The organism is Streptococcus mitis, from assembly GCF_003942695.1.
Classification (GTDB): Bacteria; Bacillota; Bacilli; order Lactobacillales; family Streptococcaceae; genus Streptococcus; species Streptococcus mitis_BD.
Genome location: NZ_RJNU01000004.1, coordinates 55,362 through 69,422, shown reverse-complemented (window position 1 = coordinate 69,422; position 14,061 = coordinate 55,362). Strand labels below are relative to the sequence as shown.

17 protein-coding genes are annotated in these 14,061 nt (G+C 40.7%); 12 read left to right on the top strand and 5 right to left on the bottom strand.

What is annotated here, in order from left to right:
* Positions 1-33: 33 nt before the first annotated feature.
* The 7 genes from D8852_RS04280 to D8852_RS04250 all read left to right on the top strand — a co-directional run bounded on the left by D8852_RS04280 (position 34) and on the right by D8852_RS04250 (position 4,758).
* Positions 34-603: a CYTH domain-containing protein gene (locus D8852_RS04280; protein WP_125425438.1), complete on the top strand. Its 570-nt coding sequence runs from the start codon at positions 34-36 to the stop codon at positions 601-603.
* A 67-nt stretch (positions 604-670) separates the two neighbouring features.
* The gene (locus D8852_RS04275) at positions 671-1,630 is read left to right on the top strand and encodes a ribose-phosphate diphosphokinase (protein ID WP_001283842.1); all 960 of its coding nucleotides are present in this window, start codon (positions 671-673) and stop codon (positions 1,628-1,630) included.
* Positions 1,631-1,639: 9 nt separating this feature from the next.
* The gene (locus tag D8852_RS04270) at positions 1,640-2,755 is read left to right on the top strand and encodes a cysteine desulfurase family protein (RefSeq protein WP_125425436.1); all 1,116 of its coding nucleotides are present in this window, start codon (positions 1,640-1,642) and stop codon (positions 2,753-2,755) included.
* A gap of 4 nt (positions 2,756-2,759) precedes the next feature.
* On the top strand, positions 2,760-3,107 hold the full coding sequence (locus D8852_RS04265) for a DUF1831 domain-containing protein (protein ID WP_093585261.1): 348 nt from the start codon (positions 2,760-2,762) through the stop codon (positions 3,105-3,107).
* 6 nt (positions 3,108-3,113) lie between these two features.
* Positions 3,114-3,323 carry a DUF4649 family protein gene (locus D8852_RS04260; RefSeq protein WP_125425490.1) on the top strand — a complete coding sequence of 70 codons (210 nt, stop codon included), beginning with the start codon at positions 3,114-3,116 and terminating at the stop codon, positions 3,321-3,323.
* Positions 3,324-3,411: 88 nt separating this feature from the next.
* Positions 3,412-4,053: a redox-sensing transcriptional repressor Rex gene (locus tag D8852_RS04255; RefSeq protein ID WP_061417470.1), complete on the top strand. Its 642-nt coding sequence runs from the start codon at positions 3,412-3,414 to the stop codon at positions 4,051-4,053.
* Between the two features lie 15 nt (positions 4,054-4,068).
* Positions 4,069-4,758: a gamma-glutamyl-gamma-aminobutyrate hydrolase family protein gene (locus D8852_RS04250; RefSeq protein ID WP_125425434.1), complete on the top strand. Its 690-nt coding sequence runs from the start codon at positions 4,069-4,071 to the stop codon at positions 4,756-4,758.
* Here D8852_RS04250 and radC read toward each other — a convergent pair.
* The 3 genes from radC to D8852_RS04235 all read right to left on the bottom strand — a co-directional run bounded on the left by radC (position 4,755) and on the right by D8852_RS04235 (position 9,621).
* Positions 4,755-5,435, bottom strand: coding sequence for a RadC family protein (radC, locus tag D8852_RS04245; protein WP_125425432.1), 681 nt, complete (start codon positions 5,433-5,435; stop codon positions 4,755-4,757). The two genes, D8852_RS04250 and radC, sit on opposite strands and share 4 nt — an antisense overlap.
* Positions 5,436-5,477: 42 nt before the next feature.
* Entirely contained in the window at positions 5,478-7,769 is a 2,292-nt protein-coding gene (gene pcrA, locus D8852_RS04240) for a DNA helicase PcrA (RefSeq protein ID WP_125425430.1), read from the bottom strand.
* A gap of 181 nt (positions 7,770-7,950) precedes the next feature.
* On the bottom strand, positions 7,951-9,621 hold the full coding sequence (locus D8852_RS04235) for a formate--tetrahydrofolate ligase (protein ID WP_125425428.1): 1,671 nt from the start codon (positions 9,619-9,621) through the stop codon (positions 7,951-7,953).
* Positions 9,622-9,849: 228 nt separating this feature from the next.
* Here D8852_RS04235 and coaB point away from each other — a divergent pair, with 228 nt between their 5' ends.
* From coaB to D8852_RS04210, 5 genes are all read left to right on the top strand, one after another.
* Complete coding sequence (coaB, locus tag D8852_RS04230; protein ID WP_125425426.1) at positions 9,850-10,539, top strand: phosphopantothenate--cysteine ligase; 690 nt, start codon at positions 9,850-9,852, stop codon at positions 10,537-10,539.
* An 11-nt stretch (positions 10,540-10,550) separates the two neighbouring features.
* On the top strand, positions 10,551-11,102 hold the full coding sequence (gene coaC / locus D8852_RS04225; protein WP_001274053.1) for a phosphopantothenoylcysteine decarboxylase: 552 nt from the start codon (positions 10,551-10,553) through the stop codon (positions 11,100-11,102).
* Positions 11,086-11,649 (top strand): ECF transporter S component, encoded by a 564-nt coding sequence (locus D8852_RS04220; RefSeq protein WP_125425424.1) that lies wholly within the window; start codon positions 11,086-11,088, stop codon positions 11,647-11,649. Before coaC ends, D8852_RS04220 begins: the two co-directional genes overlap by 17 nt.
* A gap of 241 nt (positions 11,650-11,890) precedes the next feature.
* A complete protein-coding gene (locus tag D8852_RS04215; protein WP_125425422.1) occupies positions 11,891-12,418 on the top strand; it encodes an ECF transporter S component in 528 nt (175 codons plus the stop codon).
* Positions 12,419-12,429: 11 nt separating this feature from the next.
* Positions 12,430-12,945, top strand: coding sequence for a transcription repressor NadR (locus D8852_RS04210; RefSeq protein WP_125425420.1), 516 nt, complete (start codon positions 12,430-12,432; stop codon positions 12,943-12,945).
* Here the strand turns inward: D8852_RS04210 and D8852_RS04205 are convergent.
* Positions 12,942-13,409 (bottom strand): 8-oxo-dGTP diphosphatase, encoded by a 468-nt coding sequence (locus D8852_RS04205; protein WP_125425418.1) that lies wholly within the window; start codon positions 13,407-13,409, stop codon positions 12,942-12,944. The genes D8852_RS04210 and D8852_RS04205 overlap by 4 nt on opposite strands.
* Positions 13,410-13,432: 23 nt before the next feature.
* Positions 13,433-13,975, bottom strand: coding sequence for a hypothetical protein (locus tag D8852_RS04200; RefSeq protein WP_125425416.1), 543 nt, complete (start codon positions 13,973-13,975; stop codon positions 13,433-13,435).
* Between the last annotated feature and the right edge of the window lie 86 nt (positions 13,976-14,061).

The window sequence follows — 14,061 nt, the reverse complement described above, 5'->3', positions numbered from 1 at the left end:
ATCGCTTTCAAAGATAAAAAAAAGGTTAGAAAAATGAAACATTTAGAAATTGAACTGAAAACACTACTGAAAAAAGAGGATTACGATCATTTAAAAGAACAGTTTTCCCATATCCAACCCGTCCTTCAGAAAAACTACTACATTGATACACCTGATTTTCAATTGCGTGAAAAAAAGGTTGCCATGCGCATTCGCACCTTTTCAGATTGGGCGGAGTTGACCTTGAAGGTGCCACAAATTGTAGGAAATATGGAATACAATCAGAAACTGAATCTTCCAGAGGCTGAATCTTACCTAGAAAAACAAATACTTCCTCAAGGACTCGTTCTAGAGGAACTTGCTAAGATTGGTATTGAAAGCCAAGACTGGTTTGTTCTGGGTTGTCTTGCAACTATTCGTTACGAAATGGAAACGTCGATTGGTCTAATGGCACTAGATGAAAGTCACTACTTTGATCATACAGACTACGAACTGGAGCTAGAGGTCACTGATCACGAGAAAGGAAAACGAGATTTTCAGCAATTTCTTTCAGAAAATAGTATCACTTATCAAAAGGCTCCTTCAAAATTAATTCGTTTTATTAAAAGCATGAAAAATTACTGAAATAATCTCCATTTTCTGGTAAAATAATGGAGATAAAATATTTAGAGTTTACAGAGGACGGTCTATAATGTCAGATAGAAACAACATGAAACTTTTTGCACTTAATTCCAATCATGAAATTGCACAAAAAATCGCAGAAACGGTTGGGGTACCTCTCGGAAAATTATCTTCTCGCCAATTTTCTGATGGTGAAATCCAGGTCAACATTGAAGAGAGTGTCCGTGGTTACGATGTCTACATCATCCAATCAACCAGCTACCCCGTTAGCAACCACTTGATGGAGTTGTTAATCATGGTTGATGCTTGTGTACGTGCAAGTGCTCATAGTATCAACGTTGTCCTTCCTTACTTTGGTTATGCTCGTCAGGATCGTATCGCTTCTTCTCGCGAACCCCTCACTGCAAAACTGGTTGCCAATATGCTTGTCAAGGCTGGTGTAAGTCGTGTTCTAACTCTTGATTTGCACGCTGTTCAGGTTCAAGGTTTCTTTGACATTCCAGTAGATAACCTCTATACAATTCCTCTCTTTGCTAAACACTACAGCGATAAAGGGTTGCTGGGATCAGATGTCGTTGTTGTTAGTCCAAAGAATTCTGGCGTCAAACGTGCCCGCAGTTTAGCTGAATATTTAGATGCACCAATCGCAATCATCGACTATGCTCAAGACGATTCAGAGCGTAGCCAAGGTTACATCATCGGTGATGTCGAAGGCAAGAAGGCCATCTTGATTGATGATATCCTAAATACTGGGCGTACTTTCTCAGAAGCAGCCAAAATCGTTGAACGTGAAGGTGCAACTGAAATCTATGCGGTATCCAGTCATGGTCTCTTTGTAGAAGGTGCTGCTGACCTTCTTGATGCTACTAACATAAAAGAAATCCTTGTGACAGACTCAGTAGCCACAAAAGAAAGAACTCCGAAAAATGTGTGCTACATTACTGCTAGCGAATTGATTGGTGATGCCATCGTCCGTATCCACGAAAGAAAACCAGTTAGCCCACTCTTTGCATATAATAAAAAGGAATAAGGTGATTCTTTGATTTATTTGGACAATGCTGCCACTACTCCAATGTCAGCAGTAGCTATCGCAGAAATGACCAAGGTCATGCAGGAAACCCATGGCAATCCTTCAAGTATTCATAGCCATGGACGTCATGCCGGTAAACTGCTCCGTGAAGCTCGTCAGGACTTGGCCCACTTACTTGGAACGAAACCTCAACATATTTTTTTCACGTCTGGTGGTACAGAAAGTAACAATACAGCCATCATCGGCTATTGTCTCCGTCATCCAAATCGTGGAAAACATATCATCACGACAGCTATTGAACACCATTCTGTGCTTGAGACTATTGATTATCTGGTGCAACATTTTGGTTTTGAAGCGACTATCATCCAACCAGTAAATCAAGAAATTACTGCCCAGCAAATTCAAGAAGCCTTACGTGACGATACCATTCTCGTTTCCACCATGTATGCTAATAATGAAACAGGTAGCCTCTTACCTATCGCTGAGATTGGACGTATTTTAAAAGAGCATCCTGCTGCTTATCATGTTGATGCTGTTCAAGCTATCGGGAAAATCCCTATCCATCCAGAAGAATTAGGAATTGATTTCCTTAGCGCTTCTGCTCATAAATTCCATGGACCAAAAGGAATCGGTTTTCTTTACGCTTCGTCTATGGACTTTGATTCCTATCTTCACGGTGGGGACCAAGAACAAAAGAAACGGGCTGGAACAGAAAACCTTGCTGCTATTGTAGGCATGGTTGCTGCTCTCAAAGAAGACTTGGATTATCAGGCTGACCATTACCAAAAACTAAGTGCACTCAAATCTGCTTTTCTAGAAGAAATTGCAGGTCTCAACTACTATCTCAATGAAAGCCAACACCAGCTTCCTTATGTTTTCAACATTGGCTTTCCTGGTCAAAAAAATGATTTGCTCTTGCTCCGGTTAGACCTTGAAGGAATTTCAATCTCAACTGGTTCTGCTTGTACTGCTGGTATTGTGCAAACGAGCCATGTCCTAGAAGCTTTTTATGGGTCTGATTCACATCGATTGAAAGAATCTGTCCGTATCAGTCTTTCTCCTCTTAATACTGAGAAGGAACTGAAACAACTGGCACAAACCTTAAAAAATATTATTGGAGATTAATCTAATGGCATTCGAAAAAACCATTAAACTACAAAACTGCCGCTACGACTATACACTTAGTCCATCTGTAAGAAAGTTTACACTAAAAGACAATACTTTCTTTGAAACAAAAGTCGGAAACTACGAACTGACTCGTCTACTTGAAAAAGTTCCCAACAGCGGTGAAGGTTTCCAACTAAAAATTATCATTAACAAGGAACTTACTGGAGCCAAGCTTAACATCACTGACAAATCTGGTCTTCGTTTGGTGAATATCTTTAAATCTGAAGAACACCATATCCACCAAGAGAAATTCTACTTCCTCATGGACAGTCTTGTAGAACGCGGAATCTTCACAAAAGAAGAGAGATGATTGGCTATGTTTCATTTGACTTATAAAGATAGCTATCAAGTAGAACGTACACTTGAATTTGCCGATTACGAAGAGCTTATGCTATCACTATCAGGCTGTGTTACCCTGCCCGACACTCTCCTAATCAGCTCCTTAACACTGAATGATAAGGTGATTTATCAAGGATTAGTTGGCGATCTCTACCGTTTTCTATCACAAACTAATTTTTCAGATTAAAACTAAGAATTCTCTTAGTTTTTTCTTGTTTTTGTTGATTTTTTCACAAGGTTTCTATAAAATAGAAGAATAGAAAGGTTGTGATTTTGTGAAAGATAAACAGTCTGCTATTCCAAAAGCAACAGCAAAAAGACTCTCTCTTTACTATCGAATTTTCAAGAGATTTCATGCAGAAAAAATTGAACGTGCCAACTCCAAACAAATTGCAGAGGCTATCGGTATCGATTCTGCGACCGTTCGTCGAGATTTTTCCTATTTTGGTGAACTAGGTCGTCGTGGATTTGGTTATGATGTCAAAAAATTGATGAATTTTTTTGCTGATCTCCTAAATGATAACTCAATTACAAATGTTATGCTGGTTGGGATTGGAAATATGGGCCATGCCCTTCTCCACTACCGCTTCCATGAGCGCAACAAGATGAAGATTATCATGGCCTTTGACCTAGATGACCATCCAGAAGTTGGCACCCAGACACCTGACGGGATTCCAATCTATGGCATCTCCCAGATTAAAGAAAAGATCAAAGAAGCAGATGTCAAAACTGCTATCCTAACTGTTCCAAGTGTTAAATCACAAGAAGTTGCCAATCTTTTGGTCGATGCAGGTATAAAAGGTATTCTCAGTTTTTCGCCCGTCCACCTTCACCTTCCAAAAGATGTGGTCGTTCAGTACGTTGATTTGACAAGCGAACTCCAAACTCTCCTCTATTTTATGCGTAAAGAGGATTAGAAAGCGAAAGCATTTATGAAAAAACCAGTTATTGGGATTACAGGAAATGAAAAAGCTCATCCAGATGATGATGTCATGATGAGCTATGCGGCAAAAGGTTTTGTTGAAGGAGTCAAGGACGCTGGCGGAATTCCCATCATCCTACCGATTGGTGATCAAGAAATGGCAAGCCATTACGTCGCTATGATTGACAAACTCATCCTTACGGGTGGGCAAAATGTTGATCCAAAATACTATGGCCAGCCTAAAACAATTGACAGTGATGACTACCATCTTCAAAGGGATATTTTTGAACTAGCACTTATCAAAGAAGCGATTAAGCAAAAGAAACCAATTTTCTCTGTTTGTCGGGGTACCCAGCTCTTCAACGTCGCTATGGGAGGCACACTTCACCAAGATATTGAGGATCATTGGCAGGACTGTTCAGCCGAATACACAACCCAACGCCTCGTGACTGAGCCTGATACAATTCTCCGAGAGATCTATGGAGAAATCTCTCATATCAACTCCTTCCACCACCAGAGTATTAAAGATCTAGCTCCTAATCTTAAGGTTGTGGCTTATGATCCCAAGGATAAGATTATCGAGGCAGTCACAACTACAGATGATTTTCCTTATCTTGGTGTCCAGTGGCATCCTGAATTTCTATTTGAAAATCGTCCCAAGGATAAAACACTATTTGACTATGTTGTAAACGAACTTTAAATCAGATCTGTCTTTTCACGGTAACTAAAGTAATCAGAATGAGAGACAATCAGATGGTCCAAGAGAACGATCCCCATCAGTTCGCAAGCTTCCTTTACTAGCTTAGTGACATGGTCGTCATTTCGACTAGGAGATACAGCACCAGATGGATGATTGTGGACTAAAATAACAGAAGTCGCCATATGCTTGATGGCATAGTGAAGGATTTCCCTCGGTTCAGCAATGCTGCGTGTCGCGGATCCGATAAAAATGGTCTGCTGATGAATGATTTGATTTTGAGTATTGAGATAGAGCGCCACTAGGTGCTCTTGTTTTTTATCGCCAAGTTCCTGTTGCATTTTCTTGGCTAGCTTTTGACTGCTGAGAATACTTTCCATCTCAAGGGTTTCGTGTTTATGAATACGATGCCCCAGTTCAATCACAGCTTGTAGTTCAATGGCTTTAATCCGTCCAATACCTGACAGACTCTGCAATTCCTGCAGGGTCATTTTCTTTAAATCAGTTAGACTGGTCAAACTGTTCAAGACTTTCTGAGCAATTTCAAATACATTAGCTTGACGTGTTCCGGTTCTGAGCAAAATAGCTAACAACTCTTGATTGCTCAGAGCCTCTACTCCTTCTTTAACTAGTCTTTCTCTAGGCAAGAGTGAATCTTCTTGGAATGAAATACTGTACATAAAAATCCTCCTCACTTTATTATTCGTGAGAAGGATGGAAAATTAGATTTTTTTCTCAATTGGAGCTACTCTGGCTAGAAGTTTTTTCAGCCCCACTTCTGGGAAATTGATTTTTAGTTCCTGAGTAGCGCCACTACCCGAGACTTCGAGGACTGTTCCCTCACCCCACTTTTTGTGAAGTGCAATATCTCCAATAGACCAATTTGTATCGCTTGAATCTTTTTTATTTCCGGCTACAAACTGTCCAAATGGGAGACCGCTTGACTGGATAGAGCTTGGTGCGGCATTGCGTTTCCGTTCTTGAAGGGCCTGAGCTAGGCTCATACCTTGACCGAAAGCTACCCCACCACTGCTATAAGAAGCCTTAAAACTTGTATTTGCCGGACGAGCCAAGCCTTGATATTCAAGCAAGTCTGAACTAATTTCGTTAATGAAACGAGTCGGACGGTTGTAGTTGGTACGCCCAAAAAGCAAGCGTGAGTTTGCATTGGTCAGATAGAGGATTTTCTCCGCACGCGTAATACCCACATAGGCCAGACGTCGTTCTTCTTCTAGCTCATCTGGATCCTCAGCTGCACGGCTAAGCGGAAAGACATTTTCCTCCATCCCGATGATAAAGACAACTGGAAACTCGAGTCCCTTAGCTGCATGCAGGGTCATTAAGGTCACCTCAGATGTCTCCTGACTGCCCGAATCTGTGTCTGCAATCAAAGCCAAGTCATTCAAGAAACGACTTAGTTTGTCCAAACCTGTTTCCTCTTCTTGACCATCAGGATTGTCATCAAAGTTCTTGGTAACAGATAGGAACTCTTCAATATTTTCAATCCGAGCCTTGCTTTCCAAGGTTGCCTGAGCATTAAGAATATCGACATAACCTGTTTTTTCTAGAACCGCCTCAACCAACTCAGTAATCGTTAATTGGTCCAGTTGCTCCCGCAAATCAAGAATCATATTGGCAAAATCCCAGATAGATTGGGCTACCTTCCCCTTGATACCAGACAACATAATATTTGCTGAAGCATCTAGCATAGACATGTCTTGCAGGTTAGCAAAGTCACGGATTTTCTCAACGGTTCCTGGTCCAATTCCACGTTTTGGCTCGTTGATAATGCGCTCAAAACTGATATTGTCACTCAGATTAGCAATGAGGTTGAGGTAGGCGATAATGTCACGGATTTCCTTACGGCTGTAGAACTTGGTCCCTCCAACCATGGTATAAGGAATATTGGACTTGAGCAGGGCTTCCTCAATAGTACGGGATTGCGCATTAGTCCGATAAAGAACTGCAAAATCCTTGTGAAGGAAGTTTTGGCTGCGACCGAGTTCATCGATGGTTTTTGCTACAAAAACAGCCTCGTCTTGTTCGTCATTTGCACGATAGTAAATAATCTGTTCCCCATCAGCATTCTGGGTCCAGAGATTCTTAGGACGACGATTCTTATTGTTTTGAATGACATCATTGGCCGCTTGAAGAATGGTCTTAGTTGAACGGTAATTTTCTTCCAACAAAACAACCTTGGCTTGGGGATAGTCTTTCTCGAAATCCAAGATATTCTGCATATCAGCCCCACGCCAACCGTAGATGGACTGGTCCGCATCCCCAACCACGCAGATGTTTTTAAAGCGTGAAGCTAAGAGTTTGACCAGTTGGTACTGGGCATGGTTGGTATCTTGGTACTCATCAACGTGAATGTACTGGAACTTCTGCTGATAGTAAGTCAAGACGTCAGGATTCTGATCAAAGAGGCGCAGGGTCAACATAATCAAATCATCAAAGTCAACCGATTCTGACTGACGAAGTTCTTTTTGATAGGCTGTGTAACACTGGGCCACAATTTGCGTGTACATATCACCAGCTTGAGCAGCATAAGCCACATCATCTATCAAATCATTCTTGGCATTGGAAATGGTTCCCAAAATGGTTCGTTCATTCCATTTTTTAGGATCCAAGTTTAACTGCTTGAGAATGCGCTTCATAAGGGTACGTTGTTCACCAGGATCTACAATAGTAAAATTACGATTGTAGCCAATGTGATCTGCATCACGACGCAAAATACGAACACACATGGAGTGAAAGGTCGCAATCAGACAGTCCTGAGTTGCTGGATTGAGCCCATAAGCACGCTCCTTCATCTCACGCGCAGCCTTATTGGTAAAGGTAATGGCCAAGATATTCCAAGGATTAACCATTTTTTCATCAATCAAGTAGGCGATTCTGTGAGTTAAAACACGAGTCTTCCCAGAACCAGCCCCCGCCATAATCAATAAGGGACCTTCGGTCGTTTGCACCGCCTCAGCTTGACGGTCATTCATTCCATTCAATAATGCGTTCATTTTCTCTTCCTTACTCTTGAAGTCAATGTTTCTATTATATCAGAAATCAGAGAAAATATCTTTACCTAGACTGGTTGCTTGTAGAAGAAAACTCTCTCATCAGCTGAAGACAAGGCCTCATATCTAGATAAGAAAAAGAGCTTGGATAGCATTTCCAAACTCTTTAAATATCATCTAAATATTAGAACAATCCTAGAACGGTTCCATCGCTTTCAACATCCATGTTGAGAGCTGCTGGTCGTTTTGGAAGTCCTGGCATGGTCATAACATCACCAGTTAGGGCAACGATAAAGCCAGCCCCTAATTTTGGTACCAATTCACGAATGGTAATTTCAAAGTTTTCTGGTGCTCCAAGTGCATTTGGATTGTCAGAAAAACTGTACTGAGTTTTAGCCATACAGATTGGCAATTTGTCCCATCCATTCTGAACAATCTGAGCGATTTGCGTTTGAGCTTTCTTCTCAAAGTTCACTTTGCTACCACGGTAGATTTCAGTGACAATCTTTTCAATCTTTTCTTGGACAGAAAGGTTATTGTCATAAAGACGAGTGTAGTTGGCTGGATTTTCTGAGATTGTCTTGACAAGCGTTTCGGCAAGCGCTACGCCACCTTCTGCACCATCAGCCCAGACACTTGCTAGTTCAACTGGTACATCGATTGAGGCACAAAGTTCCTTCAAAGCTACGATTTCAGCTTCTGTATCAGTTACAAATTCATTGATAGCTACGACTGCTGGAATACCAAACTTACGGATATTTTCAACGTGGCGTTTCAAGTTGGCAAAACCGGCACGAACAGCTTCTACGTTTTCTTCAGTCAGAGCGTCTTTAGCAACTCCACCATTCATCTTGAGGGCACGAAGGGTTGCAACAATGACTACCGCATCTGGAGAAGTTGGCAAGTTTGGTGTCTTGATATCAAGGAATTTCTCAGCGCCAAGGTCTGCACCAAAACCAGCTTCAGTAACAGTATAGTCAGCCAAGCGAAGGGCTGTGCTTGTTGCCAAAACAGAGTTACATCCATGAGCAATGTTGGCAAATGGACCACCGTGTACAAAGGCAGGTGTACCGTAAATTGTCTGAACCAAGTTCGGCTTAATAGCATCCTTCAAGATCAAAGCCAAAGCACCTTCAACCTGCAAATCACCTACAGAAACTGGTGTACGGTCATAGCGATAACCGATAACGATATTAGCCAAACGACGTTTCAAGTCCTCGATGTCCGTCGCTAAGCACAGAATCGCCATGATTTCAGAGGCCACTGTAATATCAAAACCGTCCTCACGTGGAATACCGTTTAGAGGTCCACCAAGTCCAACAGTCACATGACGAAGTGCACGGTCATTCAAGTCCACGACACGTTTCCAAAGGATACGACGTTGGTCAATTCCCAACTCATTCCCTTGGTGCAAGTGATTGTCAATCAAAGCAGAAAGGGCATTGTTGGCAGTTGTAATGGCATGCATATCCCCAGTAAAGTGAAGGTTGATGTCCTCCATTGGCAACACTTGGGCATAACCACCACCGGCTGCACCTCCCTTGATCCCCATGACTGGACCAAGAGACGGTTCGCGAATAGCAATCATGGTTTTCTTACCAATCTTGTTCAAGGCGTCTGCAAGACCAATGGTAATGGTTGATTTCCCTTCACCTGCAGGCGTTGGGTTGATGGCAGTTACCAAGATCAATTTTCCAACCGGATTATTCTCAACCGCACGAATTTTATCAAAGCTTAGCTTAGCCTTGTACTTTCCATACAACTCCAAATCATCGTAAGAAATACCAAGCTTTTCCACAACATCCACGATTGGCTTTAACTCAATACTCTGCGCGATTTCAATATCTGTTTTCATAACAAACTCCTCTAATCTCTAATGTGATAATTCATTATAACACAAAACAAGATTTTTAACACCCTTAAACTCTTAAAACGTTCGTAAATATCAATATTTCAGGGGTTACAATAGCGCTTTTTAAAATTTTATATGCTTTTATAGTTTTAGACTATAGTATTCCTTCGTTTTAACAAAATTTTATCGCTTTCATTTTACTTAACGTTTATTTTTGTGTACAATAGTCCTATGAAAATTTTAGTTACGTCGGGCGGTACCAGTGAAGCTATCGATAGCGTCCGCTCTATCACTAACCATTCAACTGGTCGCTTGGGGAAAACCATCACAGAAACCTTGCTTGCTGCGGGACACGAAGTTTGTTTGATAACGACAAAACGAGCTGTGAAGCCAGAAGCTCATCCCCATTTAACCATTCGAGAAATTAAGAACACCAATGATCTTCTTCTGGAAATGAAGGATTGTGTTCAAAATTATCAGGTCTTGATTCATTCGATGGCTGTGTCCGACTACACTCCTATTTATATGACGGGGTTGGAGGAGGTACAAGCTAGCTCCAATCTAGAAGAATTTTTAAGCAAGCAGAACCATCAGGCTAAGATTTCTTCAACTGATGAGGTTCAGGTTTTATTCCTGAAAAAAACACCTAAAATCATCTCTCTAGTCAAGGAATGGAATCCAGCTATTCATCTGATTGGTTTCAAACTGCTAGTTGATGTCTCTGAGGATTATCTCATAGAAATTGCTAGACAGAGTCTTATCAAGAACCAAGCAGACTTGATCATTGCAAATGACCTTACTCAAATTTCAGCAAATCAGCATCGGGCAATCTTTGTTGAGAAAGAGCATCTTCAAACTGTTCAAACCAAAGAGGAAATTGCAAGTCTCCTCCTTGAAAAAATTCAAGCATACGATTCTTAGAAAGGAAAGCCATGGCAAACATTCTAATCGCAGTGACAGGTTCCATCGCCTCCTATAAAGCAGCTGATCTCGTCAGTTCTTTAAAAAAACAAGGCCATAATGTCACTGTCTTAATGACCGAGGCGGCGAGAGAGTTTATCCAGCCTTTGACACTACAGGTACTCTCACAAAATCCTGTTCACCTTGATGTCATGCAGGAACCCTATCCTGATCAAGTCAATCATATTGAAAGAGGCAAAGAAACCGACCTTTTTATCGTCGTCCCTGCTACCGCTAATACCATTGCCAAACTAGCACATGGTTTTGCGGATAACATGGTTACGAGTATAGCTCTTGCCCTGCCAGACCATGTCAAAAAGTTAGTCGCACCAGCCATGAACACAAAAATGTATGACCATCCGGCAACTCAGGCTAATCTAAAAACATTAGAGACCTATGGTTATCAGATTATCTCTCCAAAGGAATCTCTACTAGCCTGTGGCGATCACGGCAAAGGCGCCCTAGCTGACCTGAATACTATTTTAGAAAGAATAAAGGAAACCCTCGATGAACAAACGCTCTAACATTGCTCCAATTGCTATCTTTTTTGCAGTTATGCTCGTTATCCACTTTTTGAGCTCTCTCCTATTTAATCTTTTCCCATTTCCAATCAAACCAACTATCGTTCATATTCCAGTAATCATTGCTAGTATTATTTACGGCCCACGAGTTGGTGTCACACTTGGTTTCTTGATGGGGCTACTTAGCTTGACGGTTAACACGATTACCATCCTTCCAACCAGCTACCTATTCTCACCTTTTGTACCAAACGGAAACATCTATTCCGCAATGATCGCCATCCTACCTCGCATTTTGATTGGTCTGACTCCTTACCTAGTTTATAAATTATTGAAAAACAGAACGGGTCTCATCATTGCTGGTGCTCTCGGCTCACTTACCAATACCGTCTTTGTCCTTGGGGGAATCTTCTTTCTTTTTGGAAATGTCTTCAATGGAAATATCCAAAAACTCCTGGCAACAGTTATTTCTACAAACTCAATTGCTGAGCTTGTCATCTCTGCAGTTCTAACAGTAGCAATTGTCCCACGTTTACAAACCTTGAAAAAATAAAAACAACTCCACTTTCGTTTTGAAGGTGGAGTTTTAGTTTTCACCAGTAAAGGCTCATCTTCTATTCATAAATGGTTATTTACCAAGGAGTCATTAGTTCAAAATTTTGAAAATATATGAAAATCCGTTGAATCTACCACCTATACTTTTGAAAATTTTCAATAAAATCAAAATAAATTCTTGACATGTCTATCTATTTATTGTACTATACTTGTGTATATACAGTTAAATGGAGGTTCTTATGGATATACGGAAAAAAACGCAGTTTATGACGATGACTGCCCTACTCACAGCAATCGCGATTTTGATTCCAATCATTATGCCTTTTAAAATCGTCATCCCACCCGCTTCTTATACCTTGGGAAGTCATATCGCCATCTTTATCGCCATGTTCCTATCACCTTTGATGGCTGGTTTTGTGATCATCGCTTCTAGTCTTGGCTTCCTGATGGCAGGCTATCCCATGGTTATCGTCCTGCGCGCCTTTTCTCACATCGTTTTTGGTATTTTGGGAGCTTTGTACTTAAAGAAATTCCCTGAAACCTTGGATAAACCAAAGGCATCTTGGATTTTTAACTTTGTTTTGGGTGTTGTTCATGCTATCGCTGAAGTGCTAGCTTGTATCATCTTCTATGCCACTTCAGGGACAAACGTTGAAAATATGTTTTATGTTCTCTTTGTCCTAGTCGGTTTTGGCACAATTGTCCATAGTATGGTAGACTATACATTAGCACTAGCTGTCTATAAAGTGCTTCGAAAACGTCGCTAAAAGGAAAAACTATGACAAAGGATCGCAAACAAGCTCTTCTCAAACTGTTAAAAGAGGCACCAAAAGCTCTCAATGGTCAAACCTTGGCTGAACATTTTCATGTCACGCGCCAAGTCATTGTACAGGATATCGCTATTCTTCGAGCAGATGGGGCTCCTATCCTATCCACCAATCGTGGTTATATCTACAAAGAAAATGATGCCAGCCCCTACGTTCACAAACTCTTTAAAGTGAAACATGAACTGGAAGAAATTGGGCAGGAACTTCTAGCCATTGTAGATAATGGCGGACGCGTTCAAAATATCTTAATCGATCATCCCGTTTATGGCGAAATTGAAACCCATCTCAAACTCACATGTCGCCGAGATGTCCAGCACTTTCTGGAACAAGTCGAGAATTCAGACTTTAGACCCCTTTCTGAATTGACAGATGGCATTCATTATCACCTTGTTGAAGCTGAGACACAACAAGACCTCCACTATATCGAGGAGGCCTTGAATCAGCTAGGTTATTTAGTAAAAGACTAGAAAATTTCTTTCTCCCAGCCGTCTTCTGTACGGCGAGGGTAGAAAAATTCAGACTTGTCCGGAGCTTCCATCATCTCCATCAAAGGCAACATATCATAGGCCAGATCCAAGTTAGGAATCTGGTCTTTTTGCACCCAAGAAACTTCTCCTTCATCTGAAGAGCGAAGGTTACCAGAGAACTCAGTCGCCTTATAACAAAAGACAATGTAGCGCCCACCTGTATCTAATGGCCAATTTTTGATACCGACTAGTTGAGGATTCTGAATCGTCAGGCCAGTTTCTTCGTATATTTCACGAATGACAGACTCGGCAAAGGCCTCGCCATTCTCAACATGACCTCCTGGAAAGGCATATCCGGACCAGCGATTGTTTTCAGGAGAGCGATATTGCATGACTACTCGCTTATTTTCTAGATCTTCGATTAGACAGATGTTTGTTAAAATCGTTAATTGGGAACGGGACATAAATTTACTCACTTTCTAAGTTGTTATATAACTTTTTCAGACTTAATATTAGATTTCATGATGAAGGGATTGATCAGCTCATGATAATAGTATACATCATGAAGCAAGTATCCTCTTGTTATGACAATTTCTTGTCCTCTAACTTCATAATCAATAGTGATTGGAACAGGAGGATTTGGAATAAAGACGAAAACGACAATTACAAATAACCAGATATAAAAACTACAAATTGCACTGCGCACTCCTTCAAGGAAGCGATATTTCCCCTTTAAAAAGTAAATAAAAATATGCGAAATAGAGAGGATAATTGGAACAAAAAGCCCTGTATTCCACGCTATGGGAATAAATTGTAGTCCAACTATCCCAAATAGAAGATCAAGAATTGCAAAGAACCTCAAAAAACGAATATAGAAAGTTAAAATCAGGAGAAAGAGCCAAATATTCCAAATAATCGGAGTAAATGATAAACCAAATGACCATAATATGAAATGAGCGATAACAAATGCTATCAGTAAGGAATATAGGACAGTATAAATAAGCTTGTTAAAAGTACTCGATTTTTTCACTATTTATTTCTCCTTTAAATTCAAACTACTAACTAATGACTAATATCTATCACTTTTAAATTATCTCGTCTATTATTTTAACACAA